At 34.7% G+C, this 18218-nt stretch carries 11 protein-coding genes; 7 read left to right on the top strand and 4 right to left on the bottom strand.

The genetic code is table 11. The features are described from left to right. Nucleotides 1-25 precede the first annotated feature (25 nt). The gene (locus tag IPK14_12945) at nucleotides 26-3532 is read left to right on the top strand and encodes a response regulator (protein MBK7994283.1); all 3507 of its coding nucleotides are present in this window, start codon (nucleotides 26-28) and stop codon (nucleotides 3530-3532) included. 34 nt (nucleotides 3533-3566) lie between these two features. Here the strand turns inward: IPK14_12945 and uvrC are convergent, their stop codons facing one another. Continuing rightward, nucleotides 3567-5387 (bottom strand): excinuclease ABC subunit UvrC, encoded by a 1821-nt coding sequence (uvrC, locus tag IPK14_12950; protein ID MBK7994284.1) that lies wholly within the window; start codon nucleotides 5385-5387, stop codon nucleotides 3567-3569. A 90-nt stretch (nucleotides 5388-5477) separates the two neighbouring features. Between uvrC and IPK14_12955 the strand changes: the two genes are divergently transcribed. The 5 genes from IPK14_12955 (at nucleotide 5478) to hpnI (ending at nucleotide 12187) form a co-directional block, all read left to right on the top strand. Then, entirely contained in the window at nucleotides 5478-6260 is a 783-nt protein-coding gene (locus tag IPK14_12955) for a glycosyltransferase family 2 protein (protein ID MBK7994285.1), read from the top strand. 27 nt (nucleotides 6261-6287) lie between these two features. Beyond that, a complete protein-coding gene (gene mutL, locus IPK14_12960) occupies nucleotides 6288-8243 on the top strand; it encodes a DNA mismatch repair endonuclease MutL (GenBank protein ID MBK7994286.1) in 1956 nt (651 codons plus the stop codon). 19 nt (nucleotides 8244-8262) lie between these two features. Beyond that, nucleotides 8263-8841, top strand: coding sequence for a hypothetical protein (locus IPK14_12965; GenBank protein MBK7994287.1), 579 nt, complete (start codon nucleotides 8263-8265; stop codon nucleotides 8839-8841). Nucleotides 8842-9184: 343 nt separating this feature from the next. Continuing rightward, nucleotides 9185-10873 carry a S8 family peptidase gene (locus IPK14_12970; protein ID MBK7994288.1) on the top strand — a complete coding sequence of 563 codons (1689 nt, stop codon included), beginning with the start codon at nucleotides 9185-9187 and terminating at the stop codon, nucleotides 10871-10873. Nucleotides 10874-11023: 150 nt separating this feature from the next. Then, entirely contained in the window at nucleotides 11024-12187 is a 1164-nt protein-coding gene (hpnI, locus tag IPK14_12975) for a bacteriohopanetetrol glucosamine biosynthesis glycosyltransferase HpnI (GenBank protein ID MBK7994289.1), read from the top strand. A 3-nt stretch (nucleotides 12188-12190) separates the two neighbouring features. Here the strand turns inward: hpnI and IPK14_12980 are convergent, their stop codons facing one another. Continuing rightward, the gene (locus tag IPK14_12980; protein MBK7994290.1) at nucleotides 12191-13477 is read right to left on the bottom strand and encodes a tyrosine--tRNA ligase; all 1287 of its coding nucleotides are present in this window, start codon (nucleotides 13475-13477) and stop codon (nucleotides 12191-12193) included. A gap of 348 nt (nucleotides 13478-13825) precedes the next feature. On the opposite strand from IPK14_12980, the gene IPK14_12985 reads away from it, so the two are divergent. Continuing rightward, nucleotides 13826-14188, top strand: a complete 363-nt coding sequence (locus IPK14_12985) for a hypothetical protein (GenBank protein MBK7994291.1) — start codon at nucleotides 13826-13828, stop codon at nucleotides 14186-14188. 136 nt (nucleotides 14189-14324) lie between these two features. Here IPK14_12985 and htpG read toward each other — a convergent pair whose 3' ends face one another. Both htpG and IPK14_12995 read right to left on the bottom strand, forming a co-directional pair. Continuing rightward, nucleotides 14325-16271, bottom strand: coding sequence for a molecular chaperone HtpG (gene htpG / locus IPK14_12990; protein ID MBK7994292.1), 1947 nt, complete (start codon nucleotides 16269-16271; stop codon nucleotides 14325-14327). Between the two features lie 178 nt (nucleotides 16272-16449). After that, complete coding sequence (locus tag IPK14_12995; protein MBK7994293.1) at nucleotides 16450-18087, bottom strand: NHL repeat-containing protein; 1638 nt, start codon at nucleotides 18085-18087, stop codon at nucleotides 16450-16452. Between the last annotated feature and the right edge of the window lie 131 nt (nucleotides 18088-18218).

Below are 18218 nucleotides of genomic sequence, written 5' to 3' on the forward strand. Positions count from 1 at the left end.
TGATAATCGTGTTACAAGTGTATATGTGGACGAATATAACCGGGTTTGGGCGGGTACTTATTCAGGAGGAATAAATTTATTTGACCGTGGGACTAAAACATTTACTAGATTTGGTAGTTTAGAACTAACTCCTAGGATAACGTCTTTTTGCTTAATAGATAATATTCTTTGGATGGCAAGTTCAATAGGTTTAATAAAATTAAACATTGATAGCAAAGAAATAACTAGCTTTTCACCTCAAAATAAACATAACCTGCCTACAATACCACTTTTTTCTTTAGTGGTAGATAAGCAAAAAAAAATATGGGTAAATAGTCCTTATGGCCTTTACAAATTTGATACTATTTCAAATGAATTTACAAATTATTTAGATATAGATGCACCAGCAAAAACAGTAATTGCAAGAGATTTTGATTGCAAACTTCTACTTCATCCTAATGGCAATCTCTTTATTCCAACGCTATTTCAAGGTTTATATGAACTAAATACTGTAACAGGAGAAATAATTTCACATTATAAGAAAGATGAAAATAATCCTGATGGCTTAAAAACAGATGTTCTATCAGCTTTGTTGTTATATGATGAAGATACTCTTTGGATAGGCACTCGTTTATCTGGAATATATTCTTTAAATCTTAGTACAAAAAAAGTCATTCACTATGAAAATGATCCTAAAAATCCAACAAGTTTAGCTGGAAATGATATTCACAGTTTATATAAAGATCGCTCAAATGTAGTTTGGATTAGTAATGGTATTTATGGAATAAGTAAATATTCCCCTTATAAAAATAAATTTGAGTTATATCAATACAACCGATTCTCAGAAAATAGTTTAAGTAATAACTATATTCGTGGAATTTGGCAAGATAGGGAAGGTATAGTTTGGATTGGTACACAATACGCAGGATTAAACCGACTAGACCGAAAAACAGGAAGCATAAAGGTTTACCGAAAAAAACTTGGTGATCTTAGTTCTCTAGCTTTAGATAGCGTTTGGGCAATTTATGAAGATCGACAAGGAGAGCTTTGGATTGGTACTTATGGCGTTGCTGAGTGGATTGATGACAAATTAGAGGAGAATTTTGCTTATTTACAAAAACTAGACCGTAAAACAGGCAAATTTATTACTTTTAATAAAGAAATCTATGGAGTAACAGCTATTTTTGAAAGCCGCGATGGTAGTTTATGGGTAGGGGCTTCAAAATATGAACGAGTTATTTATCATATATCCCCTGATAGAAAAACAATTACTCCAATATTTATTAAAGTCTCTAATGAAATTGGCCCTGGCGAAATCCAAGCAATTATAGAAGATAGTTTTGGTAATATTTGGATTGGTACAAGTGATAGATTATTTTGTTATAAACCTAAAACTAACACATATATTATTTATCAATATAACTCACAAAACTTAAATTCACTCCCTAACAATAATGTCTCATCTTTTTTATTAGATAGTAAAAAGAATTTTTGGATAACTACCAAAGGTGGTGGAATCTGTAAATTTAACTATGAAACAAATAACTTTACTCGTATTAAACCACAAAAAACTAAAGAGCTAAATCCAAATGTTTATGCAATGCTTGAAGATAAAAAAGGTTATTTTTGGTTAAGTACAGATAATGGGATTGTTAAATATAACCCCAATAATGAAAGTTTTATTAGATTTGATTTGGATGATGGCCTTCAAGATAGAGAATTTAACCGTCTTTCTTTTCACCAAAACCAAGAAGGAGAAATCTTTTTTGGCGGGATCAACGGTCTTAACATCTTTCATCCTGATAATATTAAAACTAATCCTACTGCACCACAAATTTATATAAGCACAGTAAAATTGCTAGGCACTGATCAGGAATTAAAAAAAGACACCTCAAAGGAAATTTACTTAACCTATGACCAAAATAACCTACTTTTTCAATATATTGCACTAGATTTTAATTCTCCCTCAGATAACGTTTATGCTTATAAATTAGAAGGATTAGATAAAGATTGGACTTTAGCAGAAAAAAACCGCGAAGTCGTTTATAGTAATTTAGCACCTAATGAATATAAATTTTTGGTAAAAGCAGCTAATAGCGATGGTGTTTGGAATGAAATTGGCACAGCAATTAAAATTACTATTTATCCTCCTCTATGGAAGCGTTGGTGGGCATACTTGATTTATGTTTTAACAGGATTGGCTTTAATTCAATATCGCTTTTACTCACTTAAAAAATTAAATACAAGCCTAGAAGAAAAAATTAATAACCGTACAAGAGAATTAGCACAAAGTATTGAGCAATTAAGAGTTTCAGAACAATCTGCTATTGAAGCTAAAAATCAAGCTATAGAAGCAAATTATGCTAAAAGTGCGTTTTTAGCTATGATGAGTCATGAAATTCGTACCCCAATGAATGGCATAATTGGTATGACTTCACTGCTTGCCAATACAAAAACTAGTGCTGAACAACAAGATTTTATTGAAACTATTCGTGTAAGCGGTGAATCTCTGCTTATTATAATTAATGATATTTTGGACTTTTCTAAAATTGAGTCAGGAAAACTAGAATTGAACAAAGTAGCTTTTAATCTTTTGGAAACCGTTGAGCAAGTAATAGCTTTATTAAAACCACAAGCATTAGAAAAAGGTCTAAAGTTAAACTCTATAACTACTGATAATACTATAACTTATGTGAGAGGAGATTTTACTAGATTAAAGCAAATTTTAATTAACTTAATAGGTAACTCAATTAAATTTACTAATGAAGGTGAAATTATTTTATTAGTTAGCAGCAAACAAATAGATGAAAAAAGACACGAAGTTTATTTTCAAATTAAAGATACAGGTATTGGTATAAGCCCAGCACAACAAGCCAAATTATTTCAGCCATTTACTCAGGGTGATGGCTCAACGACTCGCAAATATGGAGGAACTGGTTTAGGTCTAAGTATTAGCAAAAAACTTTGTGAATTAATGGGCGGACATATTTGGTTAAAAAGTGAATTAGATAAAGGCTCAGAATTTCACTTTACTATTTTGCTTGAGGTTGTAGATATTGCTGAAGAAAAAAAGAAAACTAAACCCAATGAAATACCTAAGCTAGCCAATAGCTTACCGCTAAAAATATTACTGGCAGATGATAATTTAATTAATCAAAAAGTAGCTCTAAAGTTGTTAAATGCTTTAGGTTATAAGGCAGATACAGCAATTAATGGTTTAGAAGTGTTAAGCCAATTAAAACATCAACAATATGATGTAATTTTAATGGATGTTCAGATGCCAGAAATGGACGGTTTAACAGCTACTAAAGAAATCCATAAAATTTATTCAACTCCAAATCGGCCAAAAATTATTGCTATGACGGCTGGAGCAATGGACGCAGATAAAGAGCAATGTTTAGCCGCTGGAATGGATGATTACATTAGCAAACCCGTTGATTTTGATCAGATTATTAATTCATTAAGCAAAATAAAAAATAATAAGCAGGAAAATATAAATAATAATCTATATAGTGTAAATAAAGACGGTGTTAAAACAGATATAGATTCATAAAAGAGATTTGTTAGCAACAAGTTAGGTCAATTAATTATTCAGTCTTTTTATTTAAGTTGGCAAAATGAGTAATAATTTTTTCTGCTAATTTAGTGCCAACAAATGGAGTTAACTCTTGTTGGCTAGCCTCAGAAACCCTTTTTAGTGAGCCAAAATTCCTTAATAAACGCTCTTTTAACTTTTTCCCTACACCAGGAATTTCTGTTAATTCTGAAGTAAAATCTCTCATTTCTCGGCGTTTACGATGATAAGTTACTACAAAGCGATGTGTTTCATCCCTAACCATTTGAATAAGGTGAAGAACAGGAGAGCGTTTATCTAAAATAATAGGCTCATTTTCACGTCCTTTAACAAATAAAATCTCTTCACGTTTAGCAATCGCTACTGTGGGCAAAGCCTCTAGTCCAATAAGTGATAAAGCTCTAGCAGCCGCACTTAACTGACCCTTACCGCCATCAATTAAAACTATACTGGGAAGTTGCTTTTTTTCCTCTAATAATCGGCTATAGCGGCGTGATACAGCTTCATACATTGAAGCAAAATCATTAGCACCTGTGACAGATTTAATCTTAAACTTTCTATACTCACTCTTATTCATAACGCCGTTATCACAAACCACCATAGCAGCAACATTTTCCGCACCTTGAAAGTTTGAAATATCAAAAGATTCTATTCTTTCAGGAAAATTTGGTAACTCTAATATATCTTGTAGCTCGCTTAAAACTATTTTCATGTCTGGTTTTAGCACTCTAAAACGTTGCTCAAAGGAATGTTTAGCATTTTTTTCTACTAGGTCGATTAAGTCGCGTTTTATTCCCTTTTGTGGGTCAACTATTTTTACTTTGGTTTGTCGGCTATTTGTTAAATATTCTTCTAAAAGCTGACGATCTTCAAAATCTATTGGGATATAAATTTCTTGTGGGACATAGTTGCCTAAAGAATAATACTGTTTAAGTGCTTGACCTATAAATTGACTAGCATCAAAAGGCTCGGTTAAATCTTCCCAAAAAAATTCCCGTCGGCCAATTATTTTTCCTTCTCTCATTGTAAAAAGCTGTAGGGCAGCACGGGAATTTTCCCGATAGTACCCAAAAATGTCTATATCTGCTCCGTGAGATTGCATAACTTTTTGCTGCTCACCTAGACGTTTTACTAAATGTATTTGATCCCGATATTTAGCAGCTTGTTCAAAGCGCATATCCTCAGAAGCTTCCAACATTCGGTTTTCTAGGCTTTTTAACAAATCCTGATTTTTATTCTCAAAAAATAGCTTTACGTCTTTTACAGCTTCTTTGTAGTCTGTTTTAGTGCAAAGACTAGCAACACAAGGGCCTAAACACCGTTTAATGTGGTATTCCAAACATGGACGCTCTCTTTTTCCATCAATTTCTATATCACAAGTCCGCAACTGAAAAATCTGATTAATTAGCTTAAGTGTGCTATCAGCTAAGGATGCAGGCAAATAAGGCCCGTGATAAAATGAGCCATCTTGAGTTATTCGCCTAGTCTTTAATACTCTAGGAAAAGCTTCATTAAGCGTAAGTTTTAAGTGTGGATACTGCTTATCATCTTTTAGCAAAACGTTATAGCGTGGACGATGGGCTTTAATCAAATTGCTTTCCAAAATTAAGGCTTCTAACTCAGTATCTGTAACAATATATTCAAAATCAACAATTCTGGAAACTAGTTCACTAGTCTTAGCATCTAGCGGGCGGGAAGTTTGAAAATATTGGCGGACACGATGACGCAGATTTTTTGCTTTACCAATATAAATAATATTGTTTTTACTGTCTTTATGTAGATAACAACCAGGACTTTGAGGCAAAGTATTTAGTTTATCGCTAAGTAGATTCATCTATTTCTCTATTCACCTTAAAAGGCTTATGAAAAGCTAACTTGTCTATGTTATATTTACTTTTTTTAATAACTAAGAAAGCAAACAGTTGTGTCAAACAAATTTTTATCAATAATTATTCCTGCTTACAATGAAGAAAAGCGGCTAGGAAAAAGCCTAGACAAAATTGCTGACTTTTTGGCAACTAAAAATTACTCTATAGAATTATTAATTGTAGATGATGGCTCGCTAGATAAAACCGTAGAGTTAGCTAGTCAATATATTGTAAAATTTCAAAGCCAAGGTATTGACCTACGAGTTATTAAAAATCCCGGCAATTGTGGCAAAGGTTATAGTATTCGCAATGGGATGCTTGAAGCAACTGGAGAAATAATGCTTTTTACTGACGCAGATCTTTCGGCTCCAATTACTGAACTAGACCGACTAATTGAGCCTATCAGCAAAGGTGTAGCAGATGTTGTTTTTGGTTCTCGCGCCTTACCTCAATCAAACATTACTATCCATCAATCAACACTCAGAGAAACCGCAGGACGAACATTTAATTTTTTGATGAAGTTGCTAATGGGGCTACCTTTCCAAGATACTCAATGCGGTTTTAAGGCGTTTAACCGCAGCCGGACACGTTGGATCTTTGAAAAACAAAGAATTTACGGATTTGGTTTTGATGTTGAATTGCTTTTTATTGCTCAAAAACATGGCTTAAGGTGTTTAGAATTACCTGTTGTTTGGGCTGATGTCGAAGGAACAAAAGTAAGTATGGCTAGAGGTCTACTAGCCTTTGCAGAGTTAGCATTAATTCGTTGGTACTATTTTTGTGGGCATTATAGTCCATCACATGAACTTGCAGCACGAACAAGTGTTAATCCTCATTAAGATTAAATAACCTAAATAAAATTAATTATGGCTAAAATCCAAGTTTTACCAGATATTATTGCTAATAAAATTGCTGCTGGCGAAGTTGTAGAACGTCCAGCGTCAGTAGTAAAAGAACTACTGGAAAATTCTTTAGATGCTGGCTCAACTCAAGTAAAAATAGAGACTCAAGCTGGTGGTAAAACCCTAATTAGAATAATAGACAACGGCGAAGGAATGTTGCGCGAAGATGCAATGCTAGCATTTGAGCGACATGCTACCAGCAAATTACGTAATATTGATGATTTAGAGCAAATTAAAACTTTAGGTTTTCGAGGCGAAGCCCTACCATCAATTGCATCTGTAGCAAAAGTTAGCCTCCGTACTAAAACTACAGCAGAACTTGAAGGAACAGAAATAGAGATTGAAGGCGGACGGATTTTAGCTGTCAATGATTTAGCTTGGCCAGGTGGAACAGAATTTGAGATTAAAGACCTGTTTTTTAATGTTCCTGCTAGACGAAAATTTCTAAAAAGCGACACTACAGAAAATTTCCATATCTCTAATTTAATAACAAATTATGCTTTAGCTAACCCTCAAATTAGCTTTAATTTATGGCAAAATGGACGAGAAGTAATAGCAACATCTAAAGTAGAAACTCTTAGAGAAAGAGCTTATCAACTGTTTGGCTCAGAATTTATAGAAAATTTAATGGAAGTTCAAGAGCGAGGCGAAATTTCCCTACATGGTTTTGTCTCTAAACCTCAAGAGCAACGTGCATCGCGTGATTCACAATATTTATTTGTTAATGGGCGGTTTGTTAAAGATAGAGTCCTAACAAAAGCTATAAGTGATGCTTATAAAAATGTTATCCCACCTGGCAGTTATCCAGTTGTAATGTTGATGATCGATATAGCAAGCGAGGAAGTAGATGTAAATGTCCATCCAGCAAAAACTGAAGTTCGTTTTCGTCGTCCTTATGTTGTAAGTGAAAGCGTTGCATCGGCTATTCGTGCAGCTTTTTCCCGAACTAAGCCTTTTGCTAGTTTTCCTATAAAACAACAAAATATTGCTACTAAATTACCTGAAATTAAGACTCCTGAAATTTTACAAAATAAACCTATTACCAAACCTGTTGAAGCACCTGAAATTGAAATAGCTCCAACAGAATCAACAATTTTTGATTTACCTGATGTAGAGGATCCTTTTGAAACAGCTTCAACTAAAACAGTTAGCAACCCTCAGTTTGACTTAGATTTCACAAGCGAATCTGAAAAACGACAAGAATTCTCTAAAACTAACAATATTGAAGTCAAAAAAACAGAAATAGCAACTCCTACATTAAAAGATAACCATAATCTTTTAGAAATACTTGCTTCTCCTGCTTGTAGCTATCAAATTAGTCAAACAGAAGAACTTCCTAGCACTAAAGCTATTAAAATCCTAGGACAATTACATAATAGTTATATTGTAGCCATTGATAAAGAAGGTTTGCTACTAATTGATCAGCATGTTGCACATGAAAGAATTTTATTTGAGATACATTTGTCACGAATTTTAGAGCGTAATTTAGAAGTCCAGGAAATGTTAATACCTGAAACTATGGATCTTAGCCCTGCTCAATATTCTGCCTTTGAAATGCTAGAAAAGGAGTTTGAAACTAGCGGATTTGATTTAATGCCGCTTTCAGGTCGTACAATTGCAATTAAAGCTGTCCCTGTGCTTTTGTCTTCATCCAACGCTCGAAAACTAATCTTAGAATTACTTAGTACTGTAGAAAAAGAACGTCGTAACATATCTTTAGAGTATTTTCAACGTGAAATTGCAGCTAGCATTGCCTGTCATGCAGCAATTAAAGTTAATATGCAGTTGACCATAGAAAAAATGCAGTGGCTGATTGACGAGTTAATGAAAACCGATTGTCCAACGAACTGCCCACATGGACGACCTATAATCTTACGTTTTTCTATGAGAGATATTGAGAAAGGATTTAAGCGAATCTAGCAAGCTTAAGCAAAAAGTTATGAGTAATTCTGTCAATCAATTACTAGCATCACTACCTACTGCTTCAGCAGAGCAAAAAGCAAAAACTATTAAAGATCTTGAAACTATTGTTCTAAACATTGACGATAAAGATCTTACTGAAATAGTTTTAACTGATTTATATCAATTAATGTCTACATGCAAAGATTATTTTGACGATGGCTCTACTTACACATCTATTTCTCAATTAGTTTCCCACACATTACATAAATTAAAACATTCAGGAGTAAAATTTTTAGTATTGGTGATTGCTGAGTGTGAGCATCAATTTTATATTCCTGAAAAATGTTATGACCAAGGGTTTTATATAGGTGATTATGCTTCCGAACTTGTTACCCCTAAAAAGCTTGCAGAACAAAAATTATTTTGGCTATTTCGTGATTTTGCTCAAGCGGTTGATTTTAGAGCAGTAGAATTACTAGTCGAAGAAATTTCTAAAATAGATGATTTAGACAAACGCATTCATCTTGTTGATATGCTAAAAACTATTAGAGGTTTTTATAAAAAAGAACATCAACCAGAATTTGATAAGTTAGCAAAAAACCTACTAAATGATTAATAACTAATTCCTAATAAATACTTCCCCTATCTCAGTCATATGACAATTTCGGCAAATATTCTAAAAACTCTCCTGCCAGTTGTGGCAAACACTTCAATAAATAACTTGCCATATTTGGCATAAGCTACTAGTTAAACTACGTATTAACAATTTTAAACAGTATCCTTGTATCTCCTTATAAAAACAGGCTGTTATAAGCGTCAATCTACATCTTATATATTTCATCGGCATAAGTTTTGCCATAAAGCCATACAAAAGCAAAACCAAAAATTAATTATTTTAAGGAGATTATTTTATGAATAAAGGTTCTGTTAAATCTATTAAAGCATTTTTCCTACTAACAATGGTTAGTATATTATTTTTAAGTCTATTTTCTAGTCCAACAACCACAACAAAAGCTTTTAGTAGCAAAATCAGAAAAGCTAAAAACCCTATCCAAAACAGCTACATAGTAGTATTAAATGATGAAGTTATAGAAAGAAAAGCTAAATTTAACGCCTCTAACACTTCTACAAATTCCCGCAAATCTATCCAACTTCTTGAAGACATAGCAGTTGAAGACACTGCAACAGAAATAGCTCAAAAATATTCTGGTGAAATAACTCACACCTACACAAGCACAGTCAAAGGTTTTTCTCTTAAACTTAGATCAGAACAAGCTGAAATCTTAAGCAATGATCCTAGAGTTAAATATATTGAAGAAGACGGAATGGTTTTTACTTCTGACACACAATTTAGCCCTCCTTGGGGTTTAGATCGCATTGATCAGCCCAATTTACCATTAAACAACACTTATACTTATAACAGTTCTGGAACAGGAGTAAATATTTATATACTTGATACTGGCATTCGCCCAACCCATAACGACTTTGGCAGTCGTGTCAAAGGTGTTTTTGATACTTCAGGAGGAAATGGAATAGATTGCAATGGTCATGGAACTCACGTAGCAGGCACAGCAGCGAGTACAACTTATGGAGTAGCTAAAAACGCCAACATCTATTCAGTACGTGTACTAGGTCTAAACTGTGAAAAAGGTTCAGGCTCAAGTGCTGATGTAATAGAAGGCATTGATTGGGTGACTCGTAATCATATCAAACCCGCAGTAGCAAATATGAGTTTAGGTGGTAGCACCAGCCAAGCAACAGATGATGCTGTAAGACGCTCAATTGCAGCAGGTGTAACTTATTGCCTTTCTGCAGGAAATGAAAATGATAATGCAATAAATTATTCTCCTTCTAGGGTACGTGAAGCTATTACAGTTGGCGCATCAGACCAAAACGATTTTGCTACTGGGTTTTCTAATTTTGGTGATGTTGTAGATATATTTGCTCCAGGCCTTAATGTTATTTCCACTGCATTTACAGGCGATTTTGCAACAGAAGTTCTTTCTGGTACTTCTATGGCAGCCCCACACGTTGCCGGTGTTGCGGCTCTTTACCTACAAAATAATCCTACAGCTTCCCCACAGCAAGTTGCACAAGCCCTTATTAGCAGTGCGGTTGCTCGTACATCAAACCCAGGCCCAAACACTACAACATTACTTCTTAACATCCCTGCCACAACAGCCACTAGCCAAGAATTAATCCGCAATAGCGGTTTTGAAACAGGTAGTGAACCTTGGGTATTTACTGACAATATTGGTGATGTTTATGTTGGAACTCCTCATAGCGGCGAAGCTTACGCCTTACTAGGAATTGAAAATAAAGCTTCTGGCATAATGTACCAAAATCTTTTAATCCCAAGCAGTGCTTCCGAAGCTGAGTTAAGTTTTTGGGTAAATATCTCTACAAAAGAAAAAACTTCTGCTGAAAAAGACGAATTTATTGTAGCAATCTATGACTATGACCTAGAAGAATACGTAGAAGTGCTAGCATTTTATACTAATGCCGATAGTAGCAGTAACTATATAGAAACAACAGCAGACCTTTCAAAATATGCTGGCCGTGATATTGCTCTAGTATTTGTGGTTGAAAATGACTCTAAAAATCCAACCAAGTTTCGAGTAGATGATGTTTCCTTAATAGCTAAATAAGTTGTAGATAAATTAAGTAATTGTAGCCTAGTGAGAAGTCACTAGGCTATTTTTATTTTAACTCTTGAGCAATTAATTGTTGCTCAAAAGTTACTTTTACTAGCAATAATACCTTGATTATTACTACTTTACTAAGATAATAGTAAAGCCATGAATCTAGTTTTATTTATTTTATTTTGGCTACTATTTTTATTAGTAATAGCATCTGGAATTTACCATTTACTAAGTCTTTATTGTGGATGGTTATTCTTTCAAAAAACTACTAAGCCTACCTTAGAATTTACTCCACCTATAAGCGTACTAAAACCTTTGCGGGGAGGAGATAACCAAACTTACCAATGTTTGGCTAGCTTTTGCCAACAAGATTACTTTCAGTATGAAATTATTTTTGGTGTTTTAGATGAAAAAGATCCTGCAATAGAGCTTGTTAAAAAATTACAAATAGAGTTTCCTAACAAAGATATTAAACTAGTAATTAATAGTCGCCGCATTGGAACTAGTGCTAAAGTCAGCAATTTAGCTAATATATTGTTGGTTGCTACTTATGACACGTTAGTAATTAGTGATAGCGATGTTTATGCTAATCCAGATTACCTAAGAACAATAATTTTTCCATTATCAGACGAACGAATTGGTTTGGTAACTTCTTTATATTCAGCAACTCACGCTAATAATTTTTCTGCATTAATGGAAGCAATTGCATTGATGGGAGAATTTGCTTTAGGAGTGCTAACGGCCCGTCAGCTTGATGGGGTTAAATTTGCCTTTGGCCCTTCTATAGCTACTAGAAAATCTGTTTTAACAGAATTTGGAGGATTTGAAGCTATTGCTAACCGTTTAGGCGATGACTTTTTACTAGGTAATTTAACAGCAAGCCTTGGTTATCAAGTTTATCTTTCACCTTACTTAGTCAAAATAAATATTCCTGACTACAAGTTTTGGGATATGTTTTTACACCAACTACGCTGGGCGCGTAGCACTAAATTCCGCCGCCCTTTAGGTTATATTGGGTTGCTATTCACTTTTTCAACAATGCTTTCAATCTTGTTAATACTAGTTGCTCCATTATCTTTGTTAACTTGGGTTGCAGTAATATTTGCTCTGCTAGCTAGATTTTTAGCTGCTTGGTATATTGGCATTAGAAAATATCAAGATGACATTTTAAGAAAATACTTCTACTTGTTACCCATTAGAGATATTTTAAGTTTTATCATCTGGGTAACAAGTTTTCTTAGCAACAAGGTTATTTGGTGCGGAGATACTTATAAATTACAGCATGGAGGCAAGCTTACATTAGTAAAAAAGGCTCAGTAAATACTATTCTTTTACCTTAATTAGATAATAATTTCGCTTTCCTCGTCGCACTACTAGATATGCTCCATGCATTAAGCTATTTTCTGATAACTGCTCTTTAACATTGGTAATTCGAGTATTATTTAAGTAAATTCCTCCACCTTGAATGCTTTGACGTGCTGCGGCCTTGGATGACTCTATTTTTGCATCTACCAAAGCATCTACAAGGAGCCGGCCTGTTGTAAAGTATTCTTTGGGAAGTTCTGTTGATGGGGCTTCTTCAAATACTTCTAATAAAGTTCGTTTGTCTAAACTAGCTAAATCTCCACCAAATAGAGCTTGTGAAGCAGCTTCGGCGCGTTCAAGTTCCGTTTTGCTATGCACTAACTCTGTTAAAGCACTTGCTAAAGCCTTTTGTGCCTCACGCTTTTCTGGCTGTTCTGCTAGTTTTGTAGCTAAATCATTAATTTCTTCTTCGGTTAAGAAAGTAAAATAGCGTAAAAATTTAATCACGTCACGATCATCAACTTGGATAAAAAATTGATAAAATTTATAAGGACTAGTTCTATTTGGATCTAACCAACATCTTGTCCCACTAGCAGTTTTACCGAATTTTTGACCATCAGCATTAGTAATTAAAGGAAATGTAAGTCCGTAAGCACTCTTATGCTCAACTCGTCGGACTAGTTCCATTCCTGCTAGTATATTACCCCATTGATCACTTCCTCCTATTTGCAGGCTACAATTATATTTTCTAAATAAATGTAGAAAATCATAGCCTTGAAGCAACATATAGGAAAATTCTGTATAAGAAATGCCTTGTTCCATTCTATTACGCACAGAATCTTTAGACATCATTTCATTGATAGTAAAGTGTTTACCAACATCACGTAAAAAATCTAGGAGATTAAAGCCGTCTAGCCATTCGGCGTTATCAACAAGTCTAGCTGAATAGTTGCCAGGAGTAAAATCAAGAAAATGTTCTAGTTGTTTACGAATAGCAGCAACATTAGAAGCTAAAATTTCTCGTGAAAGTAAATTTCGTTCGTCGCTTTTGCCGCTAGGGTCGCCAACCAAACCCGTTGCGCCACCAGCAACGGCAATTGGACGATGTCCAGCGCGTTGCATTCTAGCTAGTCCTAAAAGCGGAACAAGATTTCCAGCATGCAAAGAATCTCCTGTAGGGTCAAATCCACAATAGCAAGTAAATTGCTCTTTATTCATCATTTCGCCTAATTCGCGCTCTGTTGATTGATAGATTAATCCTCGCCAGTTTAGTTCTTTCCAAACGTCCGCTTTAACTGTTGACATTAAAATTAGCCTCCAAAATTTTCTTTTTATGATTTGTATTTGTTTAACCTGGCAATTCTAAATCGGAAAGTTGTCTTTCACAAGCAAGCTAGCAAAACTTCTACACCATATCGTTTAGCTTTCATACTATCTAGGTTGAAAGTTTGGCTGATCTTGTCTTGCCTTTAGCAACCATAAGAAAAATAAGCTGTTACAGCTAAACAAGTAACAAGAAAAAAAACTTTGTCCAAAATTTAATTTATCTTTGGCACGCCAAATGCTATTACCAATAACATCCAACCCAAAGGAGTAAGTACAATGAAATCAATTACTAAACACCAATTTGTTACCAGTCTTATAGCTTTATTTATGCTACTAGTTTTATCTACAGACACATTTGCCCAAACTCGACGTAGACAAGCCCGTTGCCAACCAAACACAGTTACTAATTATTACAATAATGATGATTATCGAGATCGTGATAGAGATTATAGAAATGACCGAAATAGTCGTGATAACCGACGCTATGACAACAGAGATTACCGAGATTATGACTATGATGATAGAGATTATCGGGAAAACCGACCTAGTAGAACAAAACATTTAATTGTTGGGTCTGCTATCGGGGCAGTAGGCGGTGCGGTAATTGGTGGTAAAAAAGGTGCTTTAATTGGTGCTGGTGCCGGTGCTGGGGTTGGTTATATTATCTATCGTAATAAAGATAGACGTTAAAGTTTAATGTATTGTTATGTATTTTGTTATGAGTGAGTAAAAATCCTTCTAATTTTTCCGTTATATTTCGCAAATATCCTAAGAGCATTTATCTAATAGCCAATAGTATAAAAACTATTGGCTATTTTTTTTACTTTTACAGGTTTTTTGTCATTAGACTAACAACTAATTGATTAAAGCGTGATGGGTTGGGAAGTTCTGAACCTTCTGCTAAAAGTGCGTAACCTAGTAATAGCTCTGAATAATCCCCAAGAAGTGGGTCTTCTTTGTCTTTTTCATATCTTTCTTGCATTTTATTAAAGATATCGTGTTTAGGGTTTAATTCCATAATCCGCTTTTGTTTAGGCATATTTTTAGCTTGGCGCAACAACCGTTCAAGTTGTGGGCTATAGTCTTGTTCAGCACCAACTAAACAAACTGGTGAAGAGGTCAAACGATTGGACAGACGAACTTCTTTAATATCTTCACCAAGTTTCTTTTGGATAAATTCTAGCAAGTTAGCACTTTGCTTTTGCTTTTCTTCTATCTCTTGTTTAGCTTTTTGCTTTTCTTCCTCGCTACCAAGTTCTATAGTACCTTTACCAATAGATTTTAATGCTTTACCTTCAAACTCATGTAGTGAATCAGCAACCAGTTCATCAACAGTATCAACTAGATAAAGCACTTCATAGCCTTTTTCACGAAAAGCTTCAAGGTGTGGTGAATTTTCTACTACAGTTCGAGACTCCCCAGTTAAATAGAAAATTTCCTTTTGGTCTTCTTTCATACGTGAAACATAATCTTTTAAGGAAGTAAGTTTGTCTTTGTCATTTGAAGACTCAAAAAGCACTAGAGAAACAACTTTGTCTTTATTTTCAAAGTCGCTGCTAATACCTTCTTTGATGGAAGAGCCAAATTCCTTCCAAATTTGTAGATATTTTTCCTCATCTTTTTCCTGCATTTCTTTAAGGGTATCTAAAACTTTTTTAGCCAACCATTTACGAATTTGGGTAATATGGCGGTCTTGCTGCAAGGTTTGACGGGAAATATTTAGTGGTAGATCAGCAGAATCTACAATTCCCTTGATAAATCTTAGATATCTTGGGATTAGTTCTTCGCATTTCTCCATAATTAGAATACGCTTAGCATAAAGTCTAAGCCCCCATTCTGAACCGTGATAATACAAGTCAAAAGGTGCTTTAGATGGAATAAATAACAAGGCTTGATACTCAATTCTACCTTCAGCACGTAGAGAAATATTTTTTAGAGGTTCTTGCCAATCATGAGAAATATGTTTATAAAACTCTGCATATTCGCTTTCTGTTACTTCTGATTGTGGACGTGTCCAAATTGGCTTCATTGAATTAAGGGTTTTATCCTCAATTACAGTTTCTTTTTTACCATCTTTTTTGGGATTGCCGTCTTCATCTCGTTCTACTTCTTCGCGTTCTTCTCTAGTAACGATTGGATAAGCAACAAAGTCTGAGTATCGTTTTACAATGTTGGAAAGTGTCCAAGTGTCAGTGTAATCTTCAATTCCTGCTTCGCTGTCTACAGCTTTAAGATGAAGGGTGATGCTAGTTCCACGTTTGCTACGTTCTGCTGTTGTTAGAGTATATTGACCATCGCCTACAGACTCCCAAAGAGTAGCTTCTTTTTCTCCTGCCCGGCGAGTGACTAAAGTAACTTTATCTGCTGCCATAAAAGCAGAATAAAAACCAACCCCAAATTGCCCAATTAATTCTGCAAGCCCATTATCTGAGCTAGCATTTTTTAATTTTTCCCGAAATTCCTTAGTCCCAGACCTAGCAATTGTACCAATATTAGCAATTACCTCGTCCCGACTCATCCCTATACCATTATCAGAAATAGTTAAGGTACGATTTTGTTTATCTGACTCAAGTCGAATTTCAAATTGGCTACCATCTTCTAATAATTCAGGCTTGGTTAATGCTTCAAAACGCAATTTATCTATGGCATCTGAAGCGTTAGAGATCAACTCCCGCAGAAATATCTCCTTGTGCGTATAAAGTGAGTTGATCACCAGGTCAAGAAGCTGTTTTGTCTCTGCCTGAAATTGAAAAGTCTCTGCGCTAGCAACCATGAATGTCCTCCTAAAAATATGTAATTGATTTGTTATAGAAAATTAATAAGCAGGATTTTAAGAAAGAAAAATTTTTCTAGCAAGTTACCAAGACCTAAACTTGGTACTAATTGTTAAAAGTGGAGGAAGACGACTTCCTCCACTTTTAGAAACTACAAATTAATTACTAGCAATAAAGTTAACGTATACCAGTTGGTTGATAGAAATAGCCCATAGGTAGCCCAGGGCCTCCAACAATAGTAACTACATCTGTCTCTAAGTTCTTCTTTTGAACTCGATTATTAAAAGTATCTCCAACAAAAACATTACCAGAAGCAGAATATACAACACCACAAGGTTTGTTAACTGTACCAATTGCTGTACCTGGCCCCATAAATACTGTCCATCCGCTATTTCCATTTAAGAATTTTTCTGGCATTGTGCTTATCATTTGAATCCGATTGTTAGCATGGTCTGCTACATAAACTCTTCCTATATTATCTACATAGATTCCATGAGGTTGATTTACTTTACCAACCGCAGTACCAGCCGTTGCACCTGCAAAAATTGACCAAGTACCTTCTGCAATATTGTAAACTTGGATACGGTTATTACTAGTATCACTAACGTAAATACTATTAGAATCTGCACTAACGGCAACGCTAACAGGTTGATTAAACTTACCTATAGCAGTACCTGCTGTTGCACCTTCAAAAATATTAAATACAGGTGTTGCTGTAGCTGCTCCCATTGCTACTTGGATACGGTTATTAAGCGTATCTGCAACATAGAGCCTATCCATATTTTCATCATAAGCTAGGCCATAAGGTTGATTTACTTTTCCAGTTATTGTTCCAGCAGGGGCAATTATTTGCCAACTTACTCCACCATTAGTAGAACGTTGGATTCGATTATTCATCGTATCAGCAACAAAAATAATCATGTCATTAGAGTTAGCAGTAACTCCACGAGGAGCATTAAATTTACCTGCTGTTAACCCAGGGCCATAACCAATCATATGCCAAGTTGCTCCATCATCTGTAGAGCGTTGGATTCGGTTATTTTTGGTATCAGCAGCATAAACACTTAAATGATCTACACCAGTATTACTAGCATAAACCTTAAAAGCAAAGTCCGAAACTACAGTGTGATGAATACCCCAATTAGGATAGCTATGGAAAGGTGATTTGAAATAACCAGGTTCTAGTTGGATATTACCATCACCAGTAGTAGCAAAAAATGCTCTTTTGGAACTAACAATAGCACCTAATCCCATTGGACAAACCCAATATTTACCTGCTGGCAAAGTTAAACCTGGGGTATCAAAAGTAAATTCAACTATTGGGTAGCCATAACCACTTCCTACTTGAGTAAAGCTAGTAGAAAGATAAGTTGCTATAGGTGAATCATTAATAGGACGACCTAGAGCATCCATACCCATATCATTATAGATTTCTAGCTGTGCTTGATGTGGGTTTAGACTAGAGTACATTTGCACTGTGATAAAATTTATTTTTGCAGTATTGTTTAGGATAAAATCGTCTGCTGTGCGTGATTCTCCATAAGAAGAATTTACTTCTGAAACTAATCCATCAATTCCATCAAAATCGCCATTATCCCAAATTGGCATACCAAGAACATATTCTTTTTTCTCATTTTCTACTTTAGGAATAATCTTGCCCGTTCTAGGATTGTCTGATACTAGAGGGCTGTTTATTGTTTGGTTTTCTTGAGGTAAAGAATTAGACTGGACTGGTTGAAAAACAATAGTGGTAATTAACAAAATAAATACCGCTAAACAAACAAGCGATCGCGTTATTAAATTAGAGGATCTCATAACCACCTCCTTTTCTCCTTAAGTTAATAAGGAAAAAGTCTTATAGGATAACGCTAACCCATAAGTGTTGGAAAGATTATTAGTAATCCTCTAGCCTTTTAGCTAAGGCTAAAAAGGTTAAAGTTTAATTT

It is taken from the genome of Blastocatellia bacterium (genome assembly GCA_016713405.1).
GTDB lineage: Bacteria > Acidobacteriota > Blastocatellia > Chloracidobacteriales > JADJPF01 > JADJPF01.